Origin of the sequence: Pseudomonas sp. AM14(2022), from assembly GCF_036346455.1 — a bacterium.
Taxonomy (GTDB): domain Bacteria; phylum Pseudomonadota; class Gammaproteobacteria; order Pseudomonadales; family Pseudomonadaceae; genus Aquipseudomonas; species Aquipseudomonas putida_A.
The window spans coordinates 166,968-191,057 of the sequence record NZ_JAOTNY010000003.1 but is presented as its reverse complement, the minus strand read 5'-3'; the positions used below and the strand labels follow the sequence as shown (position 1 = coordinate 191,057).

Sequence of the window (24,090 nt, the reverse complement as noted above, 5' to 3'; positions counted from 1 at the left end):
GGTGGCAGCTGTACGCAGGTTCGCAGACCGGGACTTCAGGCACCCGGCATACCCGAAGGTATCCCGCGCACAACCGCCATGACACAGGCATAAAAAAGCGCCCGCTTTCGGATGATGGACGCTGTGCGTCTGAAGTTTAACCGGGCTGCGAAACCCGGTCGCTGATTTTTGCAGCGACAGACTCAGGCTAGAGATCGCGCTTCCGACGGGCAACCTGAAAACCTTGTGGGAAGGTTCTGGTTATCTGGAACATTTTTAAACAGACCAAAGAGGTTGGGTGGCTGGGCGGGCCTCTTCGCGAGCAAGCCCGCTCCCACAGTGGGATTGGCTGCGGTCAGTGGGAAATTGGTCGGCTGTCAGGCCGCCATCGCGAGCAGGCTCACTCCTACAGTGGGGTTGGGTGCAGGCAGTTGGAGATTGGTCGGCAGTCAGGCCGCCTTCGCTGGCAAGCCAGCTCCCACATTTGGATTGGGTGCAGGCAGTTGGAGATTGGTCGGCTCGAAGGCCGCCATCGCGAGCAGGCTCACTACTACAGAAAAGCAAAGCAGTCCAGACAAACCGCATGCTTTTCACCACTCAAATGGCCGAGTGTCAGCTCGCCGAAAGCTCTTGATCTTGCCGTGCCGGCCCCTTCGGCAGGCTGAGTGGAGGGGTTTATCCGGGGGTGGGAGCGCAGCGACCGTTTGGCGAAGCCAAACACATCGAGAGGAGGTGCAGCGAAGCAAACCGGAGGCGATGCCCCCGGATGAACCTCGCAACGAAGGAACCCGAGCCTAAGCGAGGGCCGTACGCCGGGGCCAAGACCTTTGCTTCCTTTGGGGCGTTTGCCAAAGGGAGTCGCCGTAAGGGCGAAACCGCCAGCCGCAACCCCCGAAGAAACGGATATTCACAAAGAACACCCAGAACCTGGTCGGCCCAAAGGCCGCCAAGTCCAAAAGCCTCACCCCTCCCGACGCACCCGGAACCAGGCCGCATACAAAGCAGGCAAAAACAAAAGCGTCAAAGCCGTAGCCACAATCAACCCCCCCATAATCGCCACCGCCATCGGCCCGAAAAACACACTGCGCGACAAAGGAATCATCGCCAGCACCGCCGCCAAAGCCGTCAAGACAATAGGCCGAAACCGCCGCACCGTCGCCTCGATAATCGCCTGCCAAGGCTTGAGACCAGAGGCAATATCCTGCTCGATCTGATCCACCAGAATCACCGAGTTGCGCATGATCATCCCCGACAGCGCGATCGTCCCCAGCATCGCCACAAACCCGAACGGCTGGCGGAACACCATCAGAAACAACACCACCCCGATCAACCCCAGCGGCGCCGTCAGAAACACCATCGCCGTGCGCGAGAAACTGCGCAATTGCACCATCAGCAACGTCAGCACCACCACAATGAACATCGGCACCCCGGCATTCACTGACTTCTGTCCACGCTCCGAATCTTCAACCGTACCGCCAACATCCAGCAGATACCCGTCAGGCAATTCGGCACGGATCGGATCCAGCGTCGGCTCGATCTGCTTGACCAGCGTCGCCGGCTGCTCCTTGCCGTAAATGTCGGCACGCACAGTCACGGTCGGCAGACGATTACGGTGCCAGATGATCCCTTCCTCAAACCCGTACTCCAGCGTGGCAATCTGCGACAGCGCCACACTGCGACCGTTATCGGTCGGCACCGCCAGACTCGGCAGCAACGTCAACTCGGTGCGCTCATGCACCGTGCCGCGCAGCAGAATCTCGATCAACTCGTTGTCCTCGCGGTACTGGCTGACACTCGAGCCGGTCAGCGAACTCTGGAGGAATTTCGCCAGATTGGCCGTGCTCACACCGAGCGCCCGCGCACGATCCTGATCGATGTTCAGGTACACCACTTTGCTCGGCTCTTCCCAATCCAGGTGCACGTTGACCACATGCGGGTTTTCGCGCACCTTGGCCGCCACTTTGCGCGCCAGCGCACGGACTTCCTCGATGTGTTCACCGGTGACGCGGAACTGCACCGGATAGCCAACCGGCGGACCGTTTTCCAGACGCGTAACCCGCGAACGCAGGGTCGGGAATTGCTCGTTAAGGGTCTCGATCAACCAGGTGCGCAGGGTCTCGCGCTCTTCGATGTTTTTCGCCAATACCACAAACTGAGCGAAGCTCGCCGCCGGCAGTTGTTGATCCAGCGGCAGGTAGAAGCGCGGCGAACCGGTGCCAACATACGCCACATAGTTATCGATGCCGGCGTGATCCTTGAGCATCGCCTCCAGGCGTTTGACCTCGGCCGTGGTGTTGGCCAGCGACGCGCCTTCAGCGAGTTTCAGATCGACCATCAACTCCAATCGATTGGAGGCCGGGAAGAACTGCTGCGGGACGAAACGGAACAGCATCACCGACGCAATAAACAGCCCCACTGTCAGCACAATCACGGTTTTGCGGTGCGCCACGCACCACTCCACCAGACGTCTAACCCGTTGATAAAACGGCGTGCCATACGGGTCGGCTTGCCCGTCAGTCGTGCCATGTTTGGCCGCATGAATCTTCGCCAGATCCGGCAGGAGTTTTTCCCCCAGATACGGCACAAACATCACCGCTGCCACCCATGAGGCGAGCAACGCGATGGTCACCACCTGGAAGATCGAACGGGTGTATTCGCCAGTGCCGGACTGCGCGGTGGCGATCGGCAGGAAGCCGGCGGCGGTGATCAGCGTACCGGTAAGCATCGGGAACGCAGTGCTGGTCCAGGCGTAGCTCGCAGCCTTGATCCGGTCGAAGCCCTGTTCCATTTTGATCGCCATCATTTCCACGGCGATGATCGCGTCGTCCACCAGCAAGCCCAGCGCCAGCACCAGCGCGCCGAGCGAGATCTTGTGCAGACCGATGCCGAGGTAATACATGCAGGCGAAGGTCATCGCCAGCACCAGCGGAATGGTCAGCGCAACCACCATGCCGGTGCGCACGCCGAGGGAGAAGAAGCTCACCAGCAACACGATCGCGAGTGCCTCGACCAGCACCTGGACGAACTCGCCGACCCCGGTTTTCACTGCCGCCGGTTGGTCGGACACCTTGCGCAATTGCATGCCGGCCGGAAGGTTTTTCTGCAGGCGCGAGAACTCGCCTTCCAGCGCTTTGCCCAGCACCAGAATGTCGCCGCCGTCCTTCATCGCTACTGCGAGGCCAATGGCATCTTCACCCATGAAGCGCATGCGCGGCGCCGGTGGATCGTTGAAACCGCGATGCACATCGGCGACATCGGAGATGCGGAACGTCCGGTCACCGACGCGGATCGGGAAGTTCTTGATCTCCTCGACCGTCTGAAAATTCCCCGAGACCCGCAGTTGCACACGCTCGCTGCCGGTTTCGAAGAAGCCGGCGGTGGACACCGCGTTCTGCTCTTGCAGCGCTTGCTGCACGGCCGCCAGTGGCAAACCGAGGGTGGCGAGTTTGACGTTGGACAACTCGACCCAAATCTTCTCGTCCTGCAAACCGAGCAGATCGACCTTGCCGACATCTTTGACTCGTTGCAGCTGAATCTGGATACGGTCGGCGTAATCCTTGAGCACCGCGTAGTCAAAACCGTCGCCGGTCAGCGCATAGATGTTGCCGAACGTAGTGCCGAATTCATCGTTGAAGAATGGCCCCTGAATATCCGGCGGCAAGGTCTGACGAATGTCACTGACCTTCTTGCGCACCTGGTACCAGAGGTCGGGGATTTCCTTGGAATGCATCGAATCGCGGGCAATAAACGTGACCTGCGACTCACCCGGGCGGGAGAACGACACGATGCGTTCGTACTCGCCGGTTTCCATCAGTTTCTTTTCGATGCGTTCGGTGACCTGGCGCGAGACTTCCTGCGCGGTCGCCCCCGGCCAACGGGTCTGGATGACCATAGCCTTGAAGGTGAACGGCGGGTCTTCGCTCTGGCCGAGTTTGGTGTAGGACAAGGCGCCGACGATGGCCAGCAAAAGCATCAGAAACAGTACGATCTGGCGATTACGCAGCGCCCATTCGGAAAGGTTGAAGCGCATCGGGACTTACTCCTTGTCCGCCAGATTGACCACACGGTTGGAGCGATCCACTGGACGCACCTGCTGGCCTTCGAGCAATACGTGAACACCGGCGGCGACTACCCAGTCGCTGGCATTCAGGCCTTCGAGCACCGGCACGCTTTTCTCGCCAAACGGGCCGATACGCACCGGAGTCTTTTTCAGGGTGTTGTTGGCGTTGACGACCCAGACGTAGGTCGCGCCGTTTTCCGCGGTGAGCGCCGAGAGCGGCACGGACAGCGGCACGCTTTCTGCCGATTGCACGAACACCCGGGCACTCTGCCCGAGCTCAGCCGGTACTTTGCCGCTGGTGAACGAGATGCGCGCGGCGAAGGTGCGGGATTTCGGGTCGGCTGCCGGCGATAGCTCACGAATCTGCCCGGCGAAGCGCTGGTTCTGCTGAGTCCACAGTTCAACGGTGACTGGCTGGCCGACCTTGAACCGTCCGAAGCTCTGCTCCGGCAGGCTGATCGACACTTCACGCTCGCCATCGGTGGCGAGGGTGAACACGGTTTGCCCGGCGGCAACCACTTGCCCGACTTCCACCGAACGCTTGGCCACCACGCCGTCCTGCGGCGCGCGCAACACGGCGTAACTGGCCTGGTTGGTCGAGACGTTGAATTCGGCCTTGATCTGCTTGAGGCGCGCTTCGCCGGAACGGTAGAGGTTTTCCGCGTTGTCGTAGGCCGAACGGCTGACCATCTGCCGTTCCATCAAGGTTTTGTAGCGGTCACGCTCGGCGCGTACCAGATTCAGATTGGCTTCAGCGGCAGCGACCTGTGCGCGGGTGGCTTCCAGTTGCAGGCGCACATCCTGCGGATCGAGCTCGGCCAGTGGCTGATCGGCCTTCACGCGCTGACCTTCCTCGACCAGTCGTCGGCTGACTTTGCCACCAATGCGGAATGCCAGATCCGGTTCGTAACGGGCGCGCACCTCGCCCGGATAACTTTCCATCGCCTGCGCTGAAGGCTCTGGCTGCACCACCATGGCCGGTCGAACGCTGACTTGCGTCGCCTCTTCCTGACCGCATGCGGACAATAAAACAGCCAGGCTGACTGGCACGGCAAACGACAACGCATGGCGGAACATGGTGACGGACCTTTCGCTAATGGTGCTTGGAATATTTATACTGGCCGGTATGGTATTAATAGCAAACTCACCAGTCCAGTATTAAAAGCGAAGAATGTCGAACAATCTTGCAGCTCCAAACGGCCCGGGCCGTCCGAAGGATCCGGCCAAGCGCCGGGCGATCCTCGACGCGGCGAAAACCCTGTTTCTGAGTCACGGCTACGCCAACACCAGCATGGACGCAGTCGCCGCCGAGGCTGGCGTGTCGAAACTGACGGTTTACAGCCACTTCAACGACAAGGAGACGCTGTTCTCCTCCGCGGTGATGGCCAAATGCGAGGAGCAGTTACCGCCGTTGTTCTTCGAATTGCCCGCCGGAATCCCCGTGGAAAATGTGTTGCTGAACATTGCCCGAGGCTTTCATCAACTGATCAACAGCGACGAGTCGGTGAATCTGCACCGTTTGATGATGGCGCTGGGCACGCAGGATCCGAAGTTGTCACAGATTTTCTTCGACGCCGGTCCCGAGCGCATGGTGCAAGGCATGGAACGGTTGCTCAAACGCATCGACGAGACCGGCGCGCTGAGCATCGACCTGCCGCGTAATGCGGCCGAGCATTTCTTCTGCCTGCTCAAGGGTGCGGGGAATTTTCGTTTGCTGTATTGCTGCGGTGAGCCGCTGAGCGAAGAAGCTGCAGAGAGTCATGTGCAGGAGGTGGTGGGGTTGTTCATGCGGGCTTACAGACCCTAGTGACCTGGTGATTGGTCTACCCCCTTCGCGAGCAGGCTCGCTCCCACATTTGAAAGGCATTCCAATGTGGGAGCGAGCCTGCTCGCGAAGGGGGCGACGCGGTCTCAAGCCTTGAGCGCTTTCTTCGGGTAGATGTCATACCGGCTCGACTTGCCATCCAGCGCATGGCTCGGTTTTGGCCCCTCGATGCACGGCGCCTTGCGCGGACGCTTGACCACCACCCGATGCGTCGCCAGTGCCAATGCCGCTTCGAGCAGCGCCGGCGCATCCGGATCATCCCCGACCAGCGGCCGAAACAGGCGCATTTCCTTCTTCACCAGCGCGGTTTTCTCGCGGTGCGGGAACATCGGGTCGAGGTAGATCACCTGCGGCGGCTCGTCCTCCCAGTTGCGCATGACCTCGATCGAGTTGCCCTTGAGCAGCTTCATCCGCGCGACAATCGGCGCCACATCAAAATCTTCCGCCGCCCGCGCCAGACCATCCTCCAGCAACGCGCCGATCAACGGCTGGCGTTCGATCAGGCTCATCTCGCAGCCCAGACTGGCCAGCACGAACGCGTCCTTGCCCAGCCCCGCCGTGGCATCCAGCACCCGAGGGCGCACGCCTTGGGCGATGCCGACCGCCTTGGCGATCATCTGCCCGCTGCCGCCGCCGTACAGACGCCGATGCGCCGCGCCACCCTCGACAAAATCCACCCGCACCGGCCCTGGTGCATCCGGGCCGAGCTGCTGCAGCTGCAAACCCTGCTCGCCGACCTGCAAGGCGAACTCGCCGCCGTCCACCTGCAGCGGCAGGCCCAGACGCTCGGCCCACTGCTCGGCTTGCGCTTCAAACGTCGGGCCGAGGGCCTGGACATGGATGCGGCAGGCCGCGGGTTGCTCAATCATGAAAACACGCTCAAAAAAGTTAAGGATCGGCAAAAAGTGGCCGATAAACCAATCAACGCGCATTTTGCCAGAGCTGAGCGTCAACCGAAAAAAATGTCAGGCATTCTTCCCACATCGATTGGCTACATTTCGCCCAAGGGCGACTTCAGCCGTCATAACACTCAAGCATTGGGCGGCGTCAGTCACCTGTGGCAGGATTTCTTTGCCCAGGCGATGGCCGAACAGACGAGTGATGTGGTGCCGGCCTGTGGCACCTTTCCACCGGTTGACCTGAACAGCCCGGAAGAACCGACCCTGGGCAGCGAGTTGCACGCGCACATCGTCGAGCAGCGTCAGTGCGACGTGGTCGAGACCGAAGTGCGCCCGCCGGAGCCGCTGTTCCTGCCGATCGCCGAGTTCGAAACCGATCTGCTGGACAAGCCGTTCCCACCGTTCCCGCCAGAAGAACTCAAAGCTCAGCAAGAGCAGCAGGACTTCGATAGCAGCTGGGTTCGCCCGATCGTGATCAACAACGGTCAGCCGCTTCCCGAGCCTGGCCCGGCGCCGCAGAAGAAGCCGCTGTACCTGCCGATTGCCGAATTCGACCTCGACCTGCTGCAAAAACCTTATCCGCCGTTCCCGCCGGAAGAAATCGTCGAGCAGCAGAAGGCTTTGGACTTCGATAACGGTTGGGCGCGCCCGATCGTCCTGCAGAACCTGCGCCTCGCCGCCTGATCCCTCAGCGACACACGCTCCAGCGCCCGACATCGACATGAAAGTGATTGCGGTGGGCGGCGTTGTAATCCGGACTCAACACCACACTGAACGCCTCACAGGCGCCATCGCGCACCTGCCGCAGAAACTGCGCATCCTGATTCTGCTTCGGCCAGTCCTTGAGCACGCTGATAGTGCGCCCGTCCGCCAGACGAAAACCGGCAATGTCCAGCGCATCGGCACTGGCATGCCGGCTGAGCGCCCCGCTCTCGCGGTTATAGACATTGCGGCAGGCGAAGCTGCCGAGGTGATCAAGGCGCGCCACCCTCTGCCCGTAAACAGATTGCGCGGCGGGTTGCAGGGTATGCCGTTCAAACATCGCGTAAGCCACCGCCAGCGGACAACTGGCGAGGAAGCTGCTGCTCAGCGCCACCTCACCACCGCCCTGCACGCGCACGGTGCCGATCAGCGGGCACTTGGCATCGGGACTGTCGGCTTGCGCGGTGACGCGCAGACCCGAGTTGCTCAGGACTTGTGCGCATAATTCGGGATTGCCGCGCAGGCGCATCAGCTTGAAACCGGTCAGCCAGTTCGGCGCGGCCTTCACGTCCAGCGGCGCCCACGGGTTCCACTCGGCCGGCACATCGAGCCAGCCGCGCCAGACGCTGAACACGGCACCCGCGATGATCAGCAGTAGCGACAGCGCGATCCAGCGACCCATGCTCAGCCTTTGAAAAACTGATTGGCCTTGGCGTATGGCATCGACTGCGACGTAAAGCCGAAGGTGCCGCGCTGCTGGATCTCTTCAGCCGCGCGGAAGAACTCGCCGAACGCTGCCAAGGCCAGCGCCGAGCCGGTGCTGATCCTGCGCACACCCATTTCTTCCAACTCCCGTACGGTCAGTTTCAAACCGCCGGACATCAACACATTGACCGGCTTCGGCGCCACTGCGCGCACCACCGCCAACACCTCTTCGGCGCTGCGCAGACCCGGCGCATACAGCACGTCGGCACCCGCCTCGGCAAAGGCTTGCAGGCGGCGAATGGTGTCGTTGAGATCGGGATTGCCGTGCAGGTAGTTTTCCGCGCGGGCAGTCAGGATGAAGGGAAATGGCAGCGTGCGCACCGCAGCGACGGCGGCCTCGATGCGTGCAACGGCGTGTTCGAAGCAGTAGATCGGTGCGTCGGCACGGCCCGTGGCATCTTCGATCGAACCGCCCACCGCGCCGGCCTCGGCCGCACGCAGCAAGCTTTTGGCGCACTCGGCCGGGTCATCGGCGAAACCGTTTTCCAGGTCCACCGCTACCGGCAAATCCGTGGCCGCGACAATCGCCCGGACGTTGGCCAAAGTGTCATCGAGACTCAGGGCGCCGTCAGCCTTGCCTTGGGAAAACGCGTAACCGGCGCTGGTGGTCGCCAACGCCTGATAGCCCAGACTGGCGAGCATCTTCGCCGAGCCGGCATCCCACGGGTTGGGAATGACGAAAATCCCCGCACCTTCATGCAGGGCCTTGAAGGCCTGGGCTTTGCGGGTTTGTTCTTGAAGGGCGTGGGCGTCCATCGGCAGGCTCCTGGGCAGGGGAAAAATCCGCCTTCAGAGCAAGCCGAGTTGCTCGGCGGCGGGTTCTCTGTATAGCTCAGGCAGGGATGGCAGGCCAGGCAAACGTTGCATCAATTGTGCGTGAAAACGTTGCGCCAGCTTCGCCGCCATGACGTTGTCGGCGGTGTGCAGGAAGATGTACGGCGTGCGGCCCTCTTCGATCCACTCGGCGATTTTAGCCACCCACGGCACCAGGAACGGATCATTGGCTTCCAGCTCCGGGTGGCCGATAAAGCGCACCTGCGGGAACTGGGTAAACGCCGCCGGCCGCGTCGGCACCCGCGGCTTTTTCGATTGCGCGTGGATCACCGAAGACTCGGTCGACAGGCAACTGAACAGCGCCCGTGGATCGAGGCAGATGCGCTCCACACCACGGTCGAGCAGCAAGCGATTGAGCAGGCGTTCGCTCTCGCCCTTGGCGAAGAACTGTTCGTGGCGCACTTCCACCGCCAGTGGCCGGTCCAGTGCGTCGATGAACGCGGTCAGCTCCGGCAGACGATGCGGGGTGAAGCTTTTCGACAATTGCAGCCACAGCGGCGAAACACGTTCGCCGAGCGGGCTGAGGAGGTTTACGAACGTTTCGGCGGCGGTCAGTTGATCGCGCAGATCACCGCTGTGGCTGATGTCGCCGGGAAACTTGGCGGTGAAGCGAAAGTGTTCGGGCATGGTCTCGGCCCAGCGCTGCACGGTGGCCGGCGAGGGGCTGGCGTAGAAGGTCGTGTTGCCTTCGACGGCATTGAATACTTGGGAGTAGAGAGCGAGGAAGTCGGAGGTCTTGGCGTCTTCGGGGTACAGATACTCGCGCCAGGCGTTTTCGCTCCAGGACGGACAACCGAGGTAGTAAGGCAGATCCATCAGATGTACAGATCGAGGCCCAGCACGTCCGCATCCCAATCGACAAAACCGGCGGTGCTCAGGTAGCTGGCCAAGGCCATCGCTACGCTTTTGCTCATGGCGCGGTGATAAATCATGTCTTGCTGACGGGCGGGCAGATTGGCCAGGCGTTGTGCGGAGGCTTTGGCAGCGCGGGCGGCCAGTTGCTCTTCAGTCGGAAATTCCAGCTCGCCGTCGATATCGTCGACGGATTCATCCAGCGCCACATTGCCTTTGCGAGGCTTGCGCTTGATGGGGTAGGACTGAGAGGAGAGGCCGTCTATACGCATAATTTCATGCTCGGTATCGATGATGGCAATTTAGCGGCACTTGACCGACTTAGCAAATTGCCGAGTGATAACTAGAACACATAAAGCGCAAAAGGTTTAAAGCCCGGGGTTGGAAACTGACGATTGGCAGTGACTTTAAGTGAACACCGGACCTGTGGGAGCGGGCTTGCTCACGAAATCGGTGTGTCAGGCACCTGGATAGAGACTGACATGGCCTCTTCGCGAGCAAGCCCGCTCCCACAGGTTTTGTGGTGAATCAGCGAGCCTTGGGGGTGGCGACTTTGTCGCGCAGGTAAACCGGTTGCGCATCATCGGCAGGGATCGACTCGCCGCGTTCCCAGGCAAACCGCGCCAGGGTCAGCAGGTCTTCGGCGTGAGGCAGCATGCCGGCATCGGAGCCGGTGAGGTTGACCGCGATCCGCTCGCCATAGCCCCAACCGGTACCTGCACCGAACCACTCACCGCTGGCATCGCCCGGCAGCGCCGCGACTTCCGGCGGCAGTACCGCCTCGACGCCGACCAGACGCATCTCGCCAGCCGTTTCGCGGTAGCAGCCCCAATACACTTCATCCATCCGCGCATCGATAGCCGCCGCGACCTGGCTCACGCCGTGCTCGCGATACGCACGCTGCGCCAGGACGGCGAGGTTGGACACCGGCAGCACCGGACGATCCAGCGCGAACGCCAGACCTTGCACCACACCGATGGCGATCCGCACACCGGTAAACGCACCCGGCCCGCGACCGAACGCGATCGCGTCCACCGCCTGCAGCGTGGTGCCGGCATCGGCCAGCAGTTGCTGGATCATCGGCAGCAGCTTCTGCGCGTGCAGACGCGGGATCACCTCGTAATGGCTCGTGACCTTGCCGTCATGCAGCAAGGCAACGGAGCAAGCTTCGGTCGCGGTGTCCAGGGCCAGCAAGGTGCTCATCGATGTATCCAAAACAGGTGAGGGAAAAAGTGCGTCAGTATAAACAACTACGGCCCGCAAGCGGGCCGTGGATGATGCAGCCAATCAGCTTTTTCAGCTCAGCGCTTCAAGCACCTTGGCGGTGATCGCTTCAACCGAACCAACGCCCGGAATGTGGCTGTACTTTGGCTTGCCAGCGTTTTTGGCGGACAGGCTCTGATAGAACTCCACCAGCGGCTTGGTCTGCGAATGGTAGACCGACAGGCGATGACGCACGGTTTCTTCGGTGTCGTCCTTGCGCTGCACCAGCTCTTCGCCAGTGATGTCGTCTTTGCCAGCGATTTTCGGCGGGTTGTAGACGATGTGGTAAACGCGGCCGCTGGCCTCGTGAACGCGACGACCGGCGATACGCTGAACGATTTCTTCGTCTTCAACCGCGATTTCAACCACGGCGTCCAGCTCGACACCGGCAGTTACCAGCGCTTCGGCCTGTGGAATGGTGCGCGGGAAACCGTCGAACAGAAAGCCGTTGGCGCAGTCTGGTTGAGCGATGCGATCCTGCACCAGCGCGATGATCAGGTCATCCGACACCAGGCCGCCGGCATCCATGATGCTCTTGGCTTGAACGCCCAGCGGAGTGCCAGCCTTGACCGCTGCACGCAGCATGTCGCCGGTGGAGATTTGCGGAATGCCGAATTTCTCGGTGATGAACTTAGCCTGAGTACCTTTACCGGCCCCGGGAGCTCCCAGCAGAATGACGCGCATCGATGTGCTCCTCAATTTTTTATATAGAAAACAACGGGATTCGCCTCTTTGGGCCAATCTTAAAAAACGGGTCGTGGCCGCACAAACGGCCAAAGGCTGATCAAGATACACAGCAGGCTGCGCCCACACAAGACGCCAAAAGTCGGAGAAACCGGCGCCCGCCGCGACCTCGCGACGCGGTAACCCAAGTCGCAACCCCATCACTAACTGTCGCCTGACCGCACTTTCTCTCTGTGTACAAAGCGGCACCCGGCCTGTGCACCGGGTGCCTGATGCCACCGCAAAAACCTTAGCCGGTATTGCGCAACCCGGCGGCAATCCCCGCCACAGACACCAGCAGCGCCTGCTCCACCGGGCTGCCCTGCTCGACATTTTGCTGCCGTGATCGGGCCAACAGCTCGGCCTGCAATAGATGTAGCGGATCAAGATAAGTGTTGCGCAGACGGATGAATTCCAGGGTGTCCGGGCTATGTGCCAGCAGCTGCGACTGCCCGGTCAAGCCGAGCACCACCGCACACGCCTGCGACAATAGGTCGCGTAACTGCGCGCCCAACGGCAGCAAGTCCGGCTCGACCAGACGCTGGTCGTACGACAGCGCGATGTCAGCGTCGGCCTTGGCCAGGACCATTTCCAGCATGTCGATACGGGTGCGGAAGAACGGCCACTGTTCGCGCATCTGCCCGAGCAGTTCGCCTTCGCCGCGCTCCAGCGCCTTGCTCAACGCAGTTTCCCAGCCGAGCCACGCCGGCAGCATCAGCCGCGTTTGCGTCCAGCCGAAGATCCACGGAATCGCCCGCAGGCTCTCGATCCCACCGGCACGGCGCTTGGCCGGACGGCTGCCAAGGGGCAAGCGCCCCAGTTCCTGCTCCGGCGTCGATTGGCGGAAATACTCGACGAACTGCGGATTTTCACGCACCACGGCGCGGTACGCGGCGACGCCATCGGCGGCCAGTTCATCCATCAGGTGTCGCCATTCGGGCGTCGGTGGCGGTGGTGGCAACAACGTCGCTTCGAGCACGGCAGCCAGATACAGATTGAGGTTCTGCTCGGCGATGTCCGGCAGGCCGAATTTGAATCGAATCATTTCGCCCTGCTCGGTGGTGCGGAAACGCCCCGCCACCGACCCCGGCGGCTGCGACAGGATCGCCGCGTGCGCCGGACCGCCGCCACGGCCCACGGTGCCACCGCGACCATGGAACAACAGCAGTTCGACTTGCTGCTCGCGGCAGATCTCCACCAGCCGCTCCTGCGCGCGATATTGCGCCCACGCCGCCGCGGTGGTGCCGGCGTCCTTGGCCGAGTCGGAATAACCGATCATCACTTCCTGCGGGCCTTGCAGCCTCGCGCGGTAGCCCGGCAGCAGCAACAGACGCTCCATCACCGGCCCGGCGTTGTCGAGGTCGGCGAGGGTTTCGAACAGCGGCACCACGCGCATCGGCCGCAGCACGCCGGACTCTTTCAGCAGTAGTTGCACCGCCAGCACGTCGGAGGCGGCGCCCGCCATCGAGATCACGTAGGAACCCAGCGAGGCGCCCGGTGCGGCAGCGATTTCCTTGCAGGTGGCGAGCACTTCAGCGGTGTCGGCGGACGGTTTGAAATGCGCCGGCAGCAGTGGGCGACGATTGCTCAATTCGCGGGTGAGGAAGCTGATGCGCTGCTCTTCGTCCCAGTCTTCGTAGCGACCGAGGCCGAGGTAATCGGTGATTTCGGTCATTGCCGAACTGTGCCGCGTCGAATCCTGGCGCACGTCGAGGCGCACCAGGAACAGGCCGAAGGTCACCGCCCGACGCAGGCAATCGAGCAACGGCCCATCGGCGATCACGCCCATGCCACATTCGTGCAGCGAGTTGAAACACAGTTCCAGCGGATCGAGCAGATCGCGGTTGTTGTGCAACACGTCGGCTGGCGGTGGCGTTGTTGCGCTCAGCGAGGCGTGCGCCCAGTTGCGCGTGGCGCGCAGGCGTTCGCGCAATTGCTTGAGCACCGCCCGGTAAGGTTCGGCGCTGTCGCCGGCCTTGGCCTTGAGCGCATCGCTCGCCTGCTGCATCGACAGCTCGGCCGCCAGGTGATCGACATCGCGCAGATACAGGTCGGCAGCCATCCAGCGCGCCAGCAACAGCACTTCGCGGGTCACTGCGGCCGTGACATTCGGGTTGCCGTCGCGGTCGCCACCCATCCACGAGGCAAAGCGAATCGGCGCCGCCTCCAGTGGCAAGCGCAGGCCCGTCGCTTCATACAGCGCCTTGTCGGCCTTGCGCATATGGTTGGGAATCGCCTGCCACAGCGAATGCTCGATCACCGCAAAACCCCATTTGGCTTCATCGACCGGAGTCGGCCGGGTGCGGCGGATTTCTTCGGTGTGCCAGGCTTCGGCGATCAGTCGTTGCAGGGTGTTCTGGATCTGTTCGCGTTCGGCGCTGGTCAGATCGCGATGATCCTGCGCGGCCAGTTGCGCAGCGATCGCGTCGTACTTCTGGATCAACGTGCGCCGCGCCACCTCGGTCGGGTGCGCGGTCAGCACCAGTTCGATTTCCAGGCGCGCCAGTTGCCGCGCCAGGGATTCGGCGCTGTGGCCTTCATTGCGCAGGCGCGCTAGCAGTTCCGGCAGCACGCGGGACTCGAACGGCGCCGGTTGCGACTCTTCGCGGCGATGAATCAATTGATACTGCTCGGCGATGTTCGCCAGGTTGAGAAACTGGTTGAACGCCCGCGCCACCGGCAGCAGTTCGTCTTCGCTCAACTGATTGAGGCTGGCGCTGAGTTCGGCGTCCATCGAGCCACGGCGGTCGGCCTTGGCGCCCTTGCGGATCTGCTCGATCTTGTCGAGAAATTCCTCGCCGTACTGGTCGCGGATGGTATTGCCCAACAGCTCACCCAACAGGTGAACGTCCTCGCGCAAGCGTGCATCAATATCGGTCATCAGCAGTTCTCCAGCGTTAATCGGGACGGCGCAGAAACGAATGCTTTGCCCAGAGAGTGCCGCTCTACGGCGCTTCTTACAAGCAGACGACGAAGGGACTTTAAACCTTGTGGCTTGAAGCTAGTCTCAACAGTAAGCCGTACAACGGCTTGCCGCCGGCCCCGCCGGACACTCACCCAGGCCTGCCACGAGCAGGCGCGAAATGAGGTCATCATGAAAATTCGTGAACTCGCCCAGCATTGGGAAGAAAACGCCAAGGGTCGCCTGACCGACACCGGCTACACGATTCATCTGGACGTCGAGGCCGCTGCGCGACTGGCGGCGATCGCCGAGATGTACCCCAAACGCCACCCGGAAGAACTGCTCGGCGAACTGATCGGCGCCGCGCTCGAAGAGTTCGAGGCGAGCCTGCCGTATGTGAAAGGTTCGACCGTGGTCGCCACCGATGAGGAAGGTGATCCGCTGTACGAAGATGTCGGGCCGACACCGCGGTTTCTGGCGCTGTCGAGGCGGCATCTGCAGGATTTGTCGACTGCTGCCGGAAAGCAAAAACACTGACACAACAAAGATCAAACTGTAGGAGTGAGCCTGCTCGCGATAGCGGTGTATCTGTAGCTTTTGATGCTGACTGACACAATGCTATCGCGAGCAGGCTCACTCCTACAGGGTCGTGTTTCCTTTTGAAAAGTTGTCTGACTTTTCCCCGCGCGTACCTCTCCCCGCCTCCAAAGTTCCCGGTTTAGAGCCTTGTCCATCTGGTCAAAAAAAAATTTGGCGATAGGCCATCTTTTCTGAACTTTTGAAAAACGCCTCCGGTCGGAAGCTGTAACCACGCCTGGAACGAGCGTTTCAAAAACGCGCTTTTACACGACGCTTGCGGCTCCTCGACCAGGATGGATTTTCGGTTTTATCAGGAGTTAAACAATGGAGTTGAAGACCATGAAGACCCAAACCTCGTTCTCCCACCTGCGCGGTCTGAAACTGGCTGCTCTGGCTATCGGTACCAGCTTCGTTCTGGCCGGTTGCGCCGGTAACCCGCCGACCGAGCAGTACGCCGTGACTCAATCGGCCGTCAACAGCGCCGTCAGCGCCGGTGGTACCGAGTTCGCTGCAGTGGAAATGAAGCAGGCTCAGGACAAGCTCAAGCAAGCCGAAATTGCCATGCACGACAAGAAGTATGAACAGGCTCGCACCCTCGCCGAGCAAGCCGAATGGGACGCTCGCGTAGCAGAACGCAAGGCTCAGGCTGCCAAGGCCGAACAGGCTGTGAAGGATTCCCAGAAAGGTGTTCAGGAACTGCGTCAGGAAAGTCAGCGCACCGTGCAGTAAGCGCGCATCCCGAATCGCAAAGCTGAAACTTTTATCGATAGAAAGGACGACAAATTATGCGTAAGCAACTGATGATCCCCGCTCTTCTGGCCGCAAGCGTTGCCTTGGCTGCCTGCTCTACTCCGCCTAACCCGAACCTGGAACAGGCGCGCACCAACTACGCCGGCCTGCAGGCCAACCCACAGGCGAGCAAAGTCGCTGCCCTGGAAACCAAGGACGCCAGCGATTACCTGGACAAGGCCGACAAGGCTTATCTGGACAAGCAAGACGCAGCCAAGGTTGACCAACTGGCCTACCTGACCAACCAGCGCGTGGAAGTGGCCAAGCAGACCATCGCCCTGCGCACCGCTGAAAACAACCTGAAAAACGCTGCCGCGCAACGTGCTCAGGCGCGTCTGGACGCTCGTGATCAGCAGATCAAACAACTGCAGCAGAGCCTGAACGCCAAGCAGACCGATCGCGGTACCCTGGTGACCTTCGGTGACGTGCTGTTCGCCACCAACAAGGCTGACCTGAAATCCAGCGGTCTGGTGAACATCAACAAACTGGCGCAATTCCTTCAGGAAAACCCTGATCGCAAAGTGATCGTCGAGGGTTACACCGACAGCACCGGCGCGGCTTCGTACAACCAGTCGCTGTCCGAGCGTCGTGCCACCTCGGTGCAAGTCGCTCTGATCAAGATGGGCGTAGATCCTTCGCGCATCGTGGTTCAGGGTTATGGCAAGGAATACCCGGTTGCTGATAACAGCAGCGTTTCCGGTCGTGCGATGAACCGTCGTGTGGAAGTGACCATTTCCAACGACAACCAGCCAGTGATGCCACGTTCGGCGGTCAGCTCGAACTAAGCAGCACGCGCTAACGCAAAAGCCCCGCCTGAGTGATCAGGCGGGGCTTTTTTTGGCCTTACACATTCCCCCCTTGTGGGAGCGGGCTTGCTCGCGAAAGCGGTGGATCAGTCGGAATATAGAGTGGCTGAGACACCGCTTTCGCGAGCAAGCCCGCTCCCACAGTTTTTATCGGGTTATGGTTCGAGTTTTTGTGGGGTTTCCTGGCCCATGCAGCGCACGGCTTTTTTCTGCGCATTGATCAGCACCCCGGTCAGGCCTTTCTGCTCGGTGTCGAACAGCACCAGCACGCCATCGATGCACTGCGCCACTTGCGGCGCCGGGTCCAGTGAGACTTTGTAGTCTTCGCCCGGCACGGTCTTGAGCATGGTGAATTCGTTGAGCAGCAGCGCATCCTCGGGTTTGGCGAAGTGCAGGTAGCCGTAGTACCACAGGGCGCCGACGGTGCCGAGGATGCTGCAGATACCGGTGATGATCAGCGGGATGGCGTTACGTTCTTCAGTCATTGCGGACTCTCATCTTCAGAATTCGGGGGTTGCGGGTAGTTCGGGATCTCGCCGAGGCGGCGCAGGCCGTTGAAATGTTCGGGATCTTCCAGATAGCGCAGCATCACCTGGCGCCAGACCGGGTCGCCGAAGGTCTGCACGTGGCCGCCGCGGGTCAGCTGCAGCACGCGCGGTGGTGGCGCCGCCTGATACAGGCGAATGGCGTTGGCCATCGGCACCAGCGGGTCATCGATGCTGTGAAAGATCAGTTTCGGCACGCCCGTGACCTGCGGCATCGAGTTGATCGCGCTGTCGCCGTCCGGCACCAGCCACGACAGCGGTACCTGGAACGGCCAGGTCAGCCACGACGTGCTGAGGGCATATTGGCCGACACTGCGGTAACTGGCGGGCACACCGTCGAGCACGAAAGCCTTGAGCTGTTTCTGCCGCTCCGGGTGCTGCACCAGCCAATGCACGGCCATCGAGCCGCCGAGGCTCTGGCCGAGGAGGATCAGCGGTTTGCCTTTGACCTCTGGCGCCTTGTCGAGCCAGGCGAACGCAGCGTCGATGTCCTGATAGATCGCCGGCAGGCTCGGCTTGCCCTCGGACAAGCCATATCCGCGATAGTCCACCAGCAGCACCTGATAGCCGTTTTTCGGCAACCACCAACTGCCGCCGAGGTGCATCGGCAGGTTGCCGCCGTTGCCGTGCAGGTGCAGGACTGTGCCTTTGACTTCGACGCCAGGTTTGGCCGGTAGCCACCAGGCGTTCAGCTTCAAGCCATCCGCCGTGACCAATGTGACGGTGCGGTATTCGAGCCTGGCCTTTTCCGGGGTGAAGATCTGGCCCGGCTCGGGGTAGAACAACAACGAACTGCAACCACTGAGGGTCAGGAGCAGGCAAAGGATGCCGAGGATTCTCATCCGGTGAAACCTCGCAGAATTCGAATTGGAATACCGTCAAAAACTGTAGGAGTGAGCCTGCTCGCGATAACGGTGTGTCAGTCGATATTTATGTTGATTGATACACCGCTATCGCGAGCAGGCTCACTCCTACAAGGGATTTGTGTGTGGATTAGAGGATGTTGGAGTAATCCGCCTCGATCCGGTCCAGGCTCAGGTGATTGAGGAAGTTGGAGAAGCACATCCACGCCGACAGCGCGTTCATGTCACGGAACTGCTCCGGCAGATATTTCGGCGGCACCACCAGACCTTCATCGACCAACTGACGCAGGGTACGCATGTCTTCCAGGGTGGTCTTGCCGCAGAACAGCAGCGGCACCTGCTCAAGCTTGCCTTTACGCACGGCCAACTGAATGTAGTTGTAAACCATGATAAAGCCCTTGAGATAGGACAAGTCTTTGGTGAATGGCAGACCGGTCGGGGTCGAACCACGGAACACCCGGCTGGCGTTGCCGTAGCTTTCGGCCATTTCAAAGCCCTGCTCGCGGAAGAACTCGAACACCTGCAAAAAGTCCGCGCCCTCCTCGACCATGTGAATGGCGCGGGTGCGGTTGGTCAGTTTGCGCAGGCGGCTCGGGTAGGAGGCGAAGGTGATGATTTCCATCAGGATCGCCAGGCCTTCCTGGGTCACCGTCGAAGACGGTGGGCCTTTGGACAGGAAGGTGCAGATCGGCTGGTTCAAGCCATTGAGCGTGGTGCCGACGTGCACCAGACCTTCGTGGACTTCCAGTGCACGCACGTCGCGGTCGTTGAACAGCGCGTCGGTGCGGATCTTGATGTAGTCGGCGCCTGCCGCCGCGTCGGCGACGATGCCGTCGGACTCGAACACGCGGATGGTTTCCTCGGCCTCGCCGAACACCTTGTTCAACCGGGTTTGCAGCAGGTGCACGGCATCCTTGGCGGTGAGGATCTTCGGTTCGTCCTTCAGGTCGCCACGGCCATCGATGTTGTTCAGGTAGTCGGACATCATCAGGCCGAGGTCGGCCAGGGTCGGGTCACCGGCGTGGAACGCATCGGAGGCGGCGCCGTAGAGTTCCTGGGAGATCAGGCCGAAATCCTCGGTGCCGCGCGCTTCGAGCATGCGCACCACCATGCGGTATTCCTTGCACATGCGCCGCATGATCTGCCCGACCGGATTGAACTGGCCGAGCTGGCGGGTGATGTCGCGCTCGATGTTCTGGAATTCCAGTTTGACCTTGCTCGAATCGAAGGACAGCGGCCGATTGAGGTAGTAGTCGCGATCCACCGCCGGCATTTCCTTGCCCTTGGCCTTGAGAAAGCCCTTGCGGATGTTCTCGTCCCACTTCACCGCATCGAGCACGCGGATCGGCGTCTGCGCCAGCACAATGCGATCGGACAGCGTGCGTATCGTCTGCTGGTAATCGTCCACCCGAAACTCCTGTAGAAAACTGAATTATTTGGCGCGGGCCTGGCGCTGATAGCGCGCGGCCTCGACGAATACATCGGAATTGGCCGGATCGTCGAGATAAGCAAAGACCTTGTCGAGGCTACTGTCGACTTGCACGCCGTCGCCGTCGTCTTCAGTCTGGAAAGCCTTGCCGTCGAGGGCTTGCTGTTTGATCGCCTGATTGATCTGTTCGAGGTCGAGGTTGTACACCACCAGCTCGTGTTTGTCGGTGAGTTCGAAACCGGCGATGGTGTATTGGCCACCGTAACGCGCCGGCACTTTCGCCGACAGGTACCAGCGACTGCCATGGCGCGACACGGTGAACGGGTACGCCTCGCGCTCGTGAGGCCGGGCCTTGAACCAGGTGATGGCCTGATAGCGATCATTGCCGACGCGGGTCAGCTCAAGGTTCATCGGCTCGCCCCAGGCATTGGTGCTCGACCACGTGCCCAGCAGGCCCTTGGGCGCCGGGTCACTGGCAGGCAGCGGATCCTTGAAGGTCACCAGACAGCCACTGAGCAGCAGGAACGACAAGGCGATCAGCACGCCACGCCAGGCTTTCATTCAATACTCCCTATGAACATGCGTCGCCCTGATGATCGGCTCAGTCCCTTGTGGGAGCGGGCTTGCTCGCGAAGGCGGTGGGTCAGTCAACTGAAGCGTTGAATGTGATACCGCCTTCGCGAGCAAGCCCGCTCCCACAGGGGATCTGCGTCGGCTATCAGACCGAGGCCAGGACCAGATGCATATACCGCGTCAGAATCCCGAGCATGTCCTGTTCGGCCAAAGGCTCGGCGTCGTTGAGCAGGCCCTGATATTCCATCCGTCCGATAATCGCCGTCAACACCTTGGCATCCTGCTGCGGTTCACGCGAGCCCAGCACCTGGAACAACTGGCAGGTGCCTTGCAGCAGAATCTGCTGATGCGAGCGCACCAGATCCGCCAGACGCGGGTTGAGCAGCGCTTCCTGGCGGAACGCCTGCTCGGCCATCAGGTGTTCGCGGCGATTGACCAGTTGCCGGTGCACATAGTCGGCCATCAGCCGCGCGATGTCGTCGGCCAGTTGCGAGCGCGACTCGGGGCTGCCGTCACCACTGACGACCATCTCGCGCAGCAGGCCTTCGTTGTTGATCCACAGCTTGGCCATGTAGGCCGCGCTGCGTTCGACGTATTGGGCGAAGGTATCGGTGAGCAGGTCATCGATATCCTTGAAGTAATAAGTAGTGGCCGACAGTGGCACACCGGCCTCGGCCGCCACCGCACGGTGGCGCACGGCGCGCACGCCGTCACGCACGACAATGCGCATCGCCGCGTCGAGAATGTCCTGTCGACGCTGCTCACTGCCCTGTCGGCTGGCCTTGCGGCCCTGGTACTGAACACTTTCAGCGACCGCAGTGGCGATACCCGCTGCACCTTCTTGAGCGATTGCAACCATCACGACTGGACTTCCTCTGCTATTGCAAAATTAACCAATTGATACATTTGTACCAGACAGGCAATAAAAAGCCGCCTGTTTTAGGCGGCTTTTCAACTGAAACGTTTACGCTTGCGGTCGCATGTGCGGGAACAGGATCACATCGCGGATCGACGGCGAGTTGGTCAGCAACATCACCAGACGGTCGATGCCGATACCTTCACCGGCCGTTGGCGGCATGCCGTACTCCAGCGCGCGCACGAAGTCGGCGTCGTAGTGCATGGCTTCGTCGTCGCCAGCGTCCTTGTCGGCCACCTGCGCCATGAAGCGCTCGGCCTGGTCTTCCGCGTCGTTCAACTCGGAGTAGGCGTTGGCGATTTCACGGCCGCCGATGAACAGCTCGAAACGGTCGGTGACGTTCGGGTTCTCGTCGTTACGACGGGCCAGCGGCGACACTTCGAACGGGTACTGAGTGATGAAGTGCGGCTGCTCCAGCTTGTGCTCGACCAGCTCTTCGAAAATCATCACCTGCAGCTTGCCCAGACCTTCGAAGCCCAGCACCTTGGCGCCGGCCTTCTTGGCGATGGCGCGCGCCTTGTCGATGTCGTTCAGGTCATCGGCGGTCAGCTCAGGGTTGTACTTGAGGATCGAGTCGAACACCGACAGACGGGCAAACGGCTCGCCGAAGTGGAACACCTTGTCGCCGTACGGCACGTCGGTGCTGCCCAGCACCAGTTGTGCCAGTTCACGGAACAGTTCTTCGGTCAGGTCCATGTTGTCTTCGTAGTCGGCGTAAGCCTGGTAGAACTCCAACATGGTGAATTCAGGGTTGTGACGGGTCGAAACGCCTTCGTTACGGAAGTTGCGGTTGATCTCGAACACTTTCTCGAAACCGCCAACCACCAGACGCTTCAGATACAGCTCAGGCGCGATACGCAGGAACATTTCCATGTCCAGCGCATTGTGGTGGGTTTCGAACGGCTTGGCTGCGGCGCCGCCAGGAATGGTCTGCAGCATCGGCGTCTCGACTTCGAGGAAGTCGCGCTTCATCAGGAAGCTGCGGATGTGCGCGATCACTTGCGAACGCACGCGGAACGTCTGGCGCACGTCTTCGTTGACGATCAGGTCAACGTAACGCTGACGGTAGCGCTGTTCGGTGTCGGTCAGGCCGTGATGCTTGTCCGGCAGCGGGCGCAGCGACTTGGTCAGCAGGCGCACGTTGGTCATTTCGACGTACAGGTCGCCCTTGCCGGAACGCGCCAGGGTGCCTTCGGCGGCAATGATGTCGCCCATGTCCCAGGTCTTGACGGCGGCCAGGGTGTCTTCGGACAGGGTTTTACGGTTGACGTAGACCTGGATGCGACCGGTCATGTCCTGGATCACCATGAACGAGCCACGGTTGAGCATGATGCGACCGGCAACCTTGACCGGGATTGCAGCCTCGGCCAGCTCTTCCTTGGTCTTGTCCGCGTATTTCTTCTGCAGATCTTCGCAGTAGTTTTCGCGGCGGAAGTCGTTCGGGAAGGCGTTGCCCTTGGCGCGCTCGGCAGCCAGCTTTTCCTTGCGCAGGGCGATCAGGGAGTTTTCTTCCTGTTGCAGGGCTTGCGGGTCGAGTTGTTGGTCGCTCATGTCTTCAGATATTCCATCAGGTTCGTTGCCCCCGGGCCTGGCGGCCCGGGAATCGCCAGCAGGGCTGGCTCCTACAGGGATCGCGTTGCATCAGCGACCCTGCGTGCGTCTTTTACAGCCCCGACTTCAGGCTGGCTTCCAGGTATTCATCGATGTCGCCGTCGAGCACCTTGTCGCAGTCGCTGCGTTCAATGTTGGTGCGCAGGTCCTTGATCCGCGACGCGTCGAGCACGTACGAACGGATCTGATGACCCCAGCCGATGTCCGACTTGGTGTCTTCCAGCGCCTGGGAAGCGGCGTTGCGCTTCTGCATTTCCTGCTCGTACAACTTGGCCCGCAGCATTTTCATGGCGGTGTCCTTGTTGGCGTGCTGGGAACGCTCGTTCTGGCAGCTGACCACGGTGTTGGTCGGTACGTGAGTAATACGTACGGCCGAGTCGGTGGTGTTTACGTGCTGACCACCGGCACCGGAGGAACGATAGGTGTCGATCCGCAGGTCTGCCGGGTTGATTTCGATTTCGACCTTGTCGTCGATCTCTGGCGAGACGAAAACCGCAGAGAACGAGGTGTGGCGACGGTTGCCGGAGTCGAACGGGCTCTTGCGCACCAGACGGTGCACGCCGATCTCGGTACGCAGCCAGCCAAAGGCGTATTCGCCCTTGATGTGCACGGTCGCACCTTTGATACCGGCGACTTCACCGGCCGACAATTCCATGATGGTCGCGTCGAAACCGCGTTTGTCCGCCCAGCGCAGGTACATGCGCAGCAGGATGTTGGCCCAGTCCTGGGCCTCGGTGCCGCCGGAGCCGGCCTGGATGTCCAGGTAGGCGTTGTTCGGGTCCATCTCGTGGCTGAACATGCGGCGGAATTCAAGCTTGGCCAGTGACTCTTCAAGCCCTTGAAGCAGTTCAACGACGTCGTTTACCGCGCCTTCGTCGTTTTCTTCAACGGCCATGTCGAGCAGCTCGCGGGAATCGGCCAGACCGCTGGACAGCTCATCCAGGGTGTCGACGATCTGCGCCAGCGATGCTCGCTCGCGGCCCAGTTCCTGGGCGTATTCAGGTTTGTTCCAGACTGCAGGATCTTCAAGCTCGCGATTGACTTCGATCAGACGCTCATGCTTTTGATCGTAGTCAAAGATACCCCCGAATAGTTTCGGAGCGCTCGGACAGGTCCTTGATGGTGTTCAGGATCGGGTTGATTTCCATGACGGGCAGCACTCGTTGGCGAACTTT

At 60.9% G+C, this 24,090-nt stretch carries 22 protein-coding genes; 5 read left to right on the top strand and 17 right to left on the bottom strand.

Going from position 1 to position 24,090, the window contains the following annotated elements:
• Window positions 1-940: 940 nt before the first annotated feature.
• Both V3W27_RS07635 and V3W27_RS07630 read right to left on the bottom strand, forming a co-directional pair.
• Entirely contained in the window at window positions 941-4,009 is a 3,069-nt protein-coding gene (locus V3W27_RS07635; RefSeq protein ID WP_139055365.1) for an efflux RND transporter permease subunit, read from the bottom strand.
• A gap of 6 nt (window positions 4,010-4,015) precedes the next feature.
• On the bottom strand, window positions 4,016-5,116 hold the full coding sequence (locus V3W27_RS07630; RefSeq protein ID WP_096795817.1) for an efflux RND transporter periplasmic adaptor subunit: 1,101 nt from the start codon (window positions 5,114-5,116) through the stop codon (window positions 4,016-4,018).
• A 94-nt stretch (window positions 5,117-5,210) separates the two neighbouring features.
• Between V3W27_RS07630 and V3W27_RS07625 the strand changes: the two genes are divergently transcribed.
• Window positions 5,211-5,846: a TetR/AcrR family transcriptional regulator gene (locus tag V3W27_RS07625; RefSeq protein ID WP_247269412.1), complete on the top strand. Its 636-nt coding sequence runs from the start codon at window positions 5,211-5,213 to the stop codon at window positions 5,844-5,846.
• A gap of 104 nt (window positions 5,847-5,950) precedes the next feature.
• On the opposite strand, the gene V3W27_RS07620 is transcribed toward V3W27_RS07625, so the two are convergent.
• Entirely contained in the window at window positions 5,951-6,733 is a 783-nt protein-coding gene (locus V3W27_RS07620; protein ID WP_442962647.1) for a class I SAM-dependent methyltransferase, read from the bottom strand.
• Between the two features lie 93 nt (window positions 6,734-6,826).
• Here V3W27_RS07620 and V3W27_RS07615 point away from each other — a divergent pair, with 93 nt between their 5' ends.
• Window positions 6,827-7,447 (top strand): energy transducer TonB, encoded by a 621-nt coding sequence (locus V3W27_RS07615; RefSeq protein ID WP_086792244.1) that lies wholly within the window; start codon window positions 6,827-6,829, stop codon window positions 7,445-7,447.
• 4 nt (window positions 7,448-7,451) lie between these two features.
• On the opposite strand, the gene V3W27_RS07610 is transcribed toward V3W27_RS07615, so the two are convergent.
• The 7 genes from V3W27_RS07610 to ppc all read right to left on the bottom strand — a co-directional run bounded on the left by V3W27_RS07610 (window position 7,452) and on the right by ppc (window position 14,783).
• The gene (locus V3W27_RS07610) at window positions 7,452-8,147 is read right to left on the bottom strand and encodes an extensin-like domain-containing protein (protein ID WP_330206326.1); all 696 of its coding nucleotides are present in this window, start codon (window positions 8,145-8,147) and stop codon (window positions 7,452-7,454) included.
• A gap of 2 nt (window positions 8,148-8,149) precedes the next feature.
• Window positions 8,150-8,986 carry an isocitrate lyase/PEP mutase family protein gene (locus V3W27_RS07605; protein WP_330206325.1) on the bottom strand — a complete coding sequence of 279 codons (837 nt, stop codon included), beginning with the start codon at window positions 8,984-8,986 and terminating at the stop codon, window positions 8,150-8,152.
• A 33-nt stretch (window positions 8,987-9,019) separates the two neighbouring features.
• A complete protein-coding gene (locus tag V3W27_RS07600) occupies window positions 9,020-9,880 on the bottom strand; it encodes a DUF72 domain-containing protein (protein ID WP_103368432.1) in 861 nt (286 codons plus the stop codon).
• The gene (locus V3W27_RS07595; protein ID WP_003222071.1) at window positions 9,880-10,188 is read right to left on the bottom strand and encodes a hypothetical protein; all 309 of its coding nucleotides are present in this window, start codon (window positions 10,186-10,188) and stop codon (window positions 9,880-9,882) included. The genes V3W27_RS07600 and V3W27_RS07595 overlap by 1 nt, the downstream gene beginning before the upstream one ends.
• A 256-nt stretch (window positions 10,189-10,444) precedes the next feature.
• The gene (gene tsaB / locus V3W27_RS07590) at window positions 10,445-11,119 is read right to left on the bottom strand and encodes a tRNA (adenosine(37)-N6)-threonylcarbamoyltransferase complex dimerization subunit type 1 TsaB (protein ID WP_103368433.1); all 675 of its coding nucleotides are present in this window, start codon (window positions 11,117-11,119) and stop codon (window positions 10,445-10,447) included.
• A gap of 93 nt (window positions 11,120-11,212) precedes the next feature.
• Window positions 11,213-11,863: an adenylate kinase gene (gene adk, locus V3W27_RS07585; RefSeq protein WP_102900560.1), complete on the bottom strand. Its 651-nt coding sequence runs from the start codon at window positions 11,861-11,863 to the stop codon at window positions 11,213-11,215.
• Between the two features lie 289 nt (window positions 11,864-12,152).
• The gene (ppc, locus tag V3W27_RS07580) at window positions 12,153-14,783 is read right to left on the bottom strand and encodes a phosphoenolpyruvate carboxylase (RefSeq protein WP_096795809.1); all 2,631 of its coding nucleotides are present in this window, start codon (window positions 14,781-14,783) and stop codon (window positions 12,153-12,155) included.
• A 213-nt stretch (window positions 14,784-14,996) separates the two neighbouring features.
• Between ppc and V3W27_RS07575 the strand changes: the two genes are divergently transcribed.
• The 3 genes from V3W27_RS07575 (at window position 14,997) to V3W27_RS07565 (ending at window position 16,957) form a co-directional block, all read left to right on the top strand.
• Window positions 14,997-15,341 carry a hypothetical protein gene (locus V3W27_RS07575; protein ID WP_007964220.1) on the top strand — a complete coding sequence of 115 codons (345 nt, stop codon included), beginning with the start codon at window positions 14,997-14,999 and terminating at the stop codon, window positions 15,339-15,341.
• Between the two features lie 366 nt (window positions 15,342-15,707).
• The gene (locus V3W27_RS07570; protein WP_007964219.1) at window positions 15,708-16,112 is read left to right on the top strand and encodes a DUF4398 domain-containing protein; all 405 of its coding nucleotides are present in this window, start codon (window positions 15,708-15,710) and stop codon (window positions 16,110-16,112) included.
• Window positions 16,113-16,168: 56 nt separating this feature from the next.
• Entirely contained in the window at window positions 16,169-16,957 is a 789-nt protein-coding gene (locus tag V3W27_RS07565) for an OmpA family protein (protein ID WP_007964218.1), read from the top strand.
• A 176-nt stretch (window positions 16,958-17,133) separates the two neighbouring features.
• Here V3W27_RS07565 and V3W27_RS07560 read toward each other — a convergent pair whose 3' ends face one another.
• The 7 genes from V3W27_RS07560 to prfB all read right to left on the bottom strand — a co-directional run bounded on the left by V3W27_RS07560 (window position 17,134) and on the right by prfB (window position 24,063).
• Entirely contained in the window at window positions 17,134-17,463 is a 330-nt protein-coding gene (locus V3W27_RS07560) for a hypothetical protein (protein WP_007964217.1), read from the bottom strand.
• Window positions 17,460-18,365 carry an alpha/beta hydrolase gene (locus V3W27_RS07555; RefSeq protein WP_330206324.1) on the bottom strand — a complete coding sequence of 302 codons (906 nt, stop codon included), beginning with the start codon at window positions 18,363-18,365 and terminating at the stop codon, window positions 17,460-17,462. The genes V3W27_RS07560 and V3W27_RS07555 overlap by 4 nt, the downstream gene beginning before the upstream one ends.
• Window positions 18,366-18,516: 151 nt before the next feature.
• On the bottom strand, window positions 18,517-19,794 hold the full coding sequence (locus V3W27_RS07550) for a flavohemoglobin expression-modulating QEGLA motif protein (protein ID WP_003222055.1): 1,278 nt from the start codon (window positions 19,792-19,794) through the stop codon (window positions 18,517-18,519).
• Between the two features lie 24 nt (window positions 19,795-19,818).
• A complete protein-coding gene (locus V3W27_RS07545) occupies window positions 19,819-20,376 on the bottom strand; it encodes a hypothetical protein (protein WP_103368437.1) in 558 nt (185 codons plus the stop codon).
• 157 nt (window positions 20,377-20,533) lie between these two features.
• On the bottom strand, window positions 20,534-21,247 hold the full coding sequence (locus V3W27_RS07540; protein ID WP_007964212.1) for a TetR/AcrR family transcriptional regulator: 714 nt from the start codon (window positions 21,245-21,247) through the stop codon (window positions 20,534-20,536).
• A gap of 105 nt (window positions 21,248-21,352) precedes the next feature.
• A complete protein-coding gene (gene lysS / locus V3W27_RS07535) occupies window positions 21,353-22,855 on the bottom strand; it encodes a lysine--tRNA ligase (protein WP_003222049.1) in 1,503 nt (500 codons plus the stop codon).
• 112 nt (window positions 22,856-22,967) lie between these two features.
• Window positions 22,968-24,063, bottom strand: a protein-coding gene (gene prfB, locus V3W27_RS07530; protein ID WP_096795805.1) for a peptide chain release factor 2 whose coding sequence is annotated in 2 segments (ribosomal slippage) — window positions 22,968-23,990 and window positions 23,992-24,063 — 1,095 coding nt in all. Because the reading frame shifts where the segments join, the coding sequence is not laid out codon by codon here.
• Between the last annotated feature and the right edge of the window lie 27 nt (window positions 24,064-24,090).

What these genes read in the sequence shown, in the direction of transcription:
- V3W27_RS07540 (WP_007964212.1), bottom strand. Translation starts at nt 21,247, where the DNA reads ATGGTTGCAATCGCTCAAGAAGGTGCAGCGGGTATCGCCACTGCGGTC.
- tsaB (WP_103368433.1), bottom strand. Translation starts at nt 11,119, where the DNA reads ATGAGCACCTTGCTGGCCCTGGACACCGCGACCGAAGCTTGCTCCGTT.
- V3W27_RS07625 (WP_247269412.1), top strand. Translation starts at nt 5,211, where the DNA reads ATGTCGAACAATCTTGCAGCTCCAAACGGCCCGGGCCGTCCGAAGGAT.
- V3W27_RS07630 (WP_096795817.1), bottom strand. Translation starts at nt 5,116, where the DNA reads ATGTTCCGCCATGCGTTGTCGTTTGCCGTGCCAGTCAGCCTGGCTGTT.
- V3W27_RS07555 (WP_330206324.1), bottom strand. Translation starts at nt 18,365, where the DNA reads ATGAGAATCCTCGGCATCCTTTGCCTGCTCCTGACCCTCAGTGGTTGC.
- V3W27_RS07595 (WP_003222071.1), bottom strand. Translation starts at nt 10,188, where the DNA reads ATGCGTATAGACGGCCTCTCCTCTCAGTCCTACCCCATCAAGCGCAAG.
- V3W27_RS07600 (WP_103368432.1), bottom strand. Translation starts at nt 9,880, where the DNA reads ATGGATCTGCCTTACTACCTCGGTTGTCCGTCCTGGAGCGAAAACGCC.
- V3W27_RS07560 (WP_007964217.1), bottom strand. Translation starts at nt 17,463, where the DNA reads ATGACTGAAGAACGTAACGCCATCCCGCTGATCATCACCGGTATCTGC.
- V3W27_RS07545 (WP_103368437.1), bottom strand. Translation starts at nt 20,376, where the DNA reads ATGAAAGCCTGGCGTGGCGTGCTGATCGCCTTGTCGTTCCTGCTGCTC.
- ppc (WP_096795809.1), bottom strand. Translation starts at nt 14,783, where the DNA reads ATGACCGATATTGATGCACGCTTGCGCGAGGACGTTCACCTGTTGGGT.
- V3W27_RS07615 (WP_086792244.1), top strand. Translation starts at nt 6,827, where the DNA reads ATGTCAGGCATTCTTCCCACATCGATTGGCTACATTTCGCCCAAGGGC.
- V3W27_RS07635 (WP_139055365.1), bottom strand. Translation starts at nt 4,009, where the DNA reads ATGCGCTTCAACCTTTCCGAATGGGCGCTGCGTAATCGCCAGATCGTA.
- V3W27_RS07620 (WP_442962647.1), bottom strand. Translation starts at nt 6,733, where the DNA reads ATGATTGAGCAACCCGCGGCCTGCCGCATCCATGTCCAGGCCCTCGGC.
- lysS (WP_003222049.1), bottom strand. Translation starts at nt 22,855, where the DNA reads ATGAGCGACCAACAACTCGACCCGCAAGCCCTGCAACAGGAAGAAAAC.
- V3W27_RS07570 (WP_007964219.1), top strand. Translation starts at nt 15,708, where the DNA reads ATGGAGTTGAAGACCATGAAGACCCAAACCTCGTTCTCCCACCTGCGC.
- V3W27_RS07575 (WP_007964220.1), top strand. Translation starts at nt 14,997, where the DNA reads ATGAAAATTCGTGAACTCGCCCAGCATTGGGAAGAAAACGCCAAGGGT.
- V3W27_RS07605 (WP_330206325.1), bottom strand. Translation starts at nt 8,986, where the DNA reads ATGGACGCCCACGCCCTTCAAGAACAAACCCGCAAAGCCCAGGCCTTC.
- V3W27_RS07565 (WP_007964218.1), top strand. Translation starts at nt 16,169, where the DNA reads ATGCGTAAGCAACTGATGATCCCCGCTCTTCTGGCCGCAAGCGTTGCC.
- adk (WP_102900560.1), bottom strand. Translation starts at nt 11,863, where the DNA reads ATGCGCGTCATTCTGCTGGGAGCTCCCGGGGCCGGTAAAGGTACTCAG.
- V3W27_RS07610 (WP_330206326.1), bottom strand. Translation starts at nt 8,147, where the DNA reads ATGGGTCGCTGGATCGCGCTGTCGCTACTGCTGATCATCGCGGGTGCC.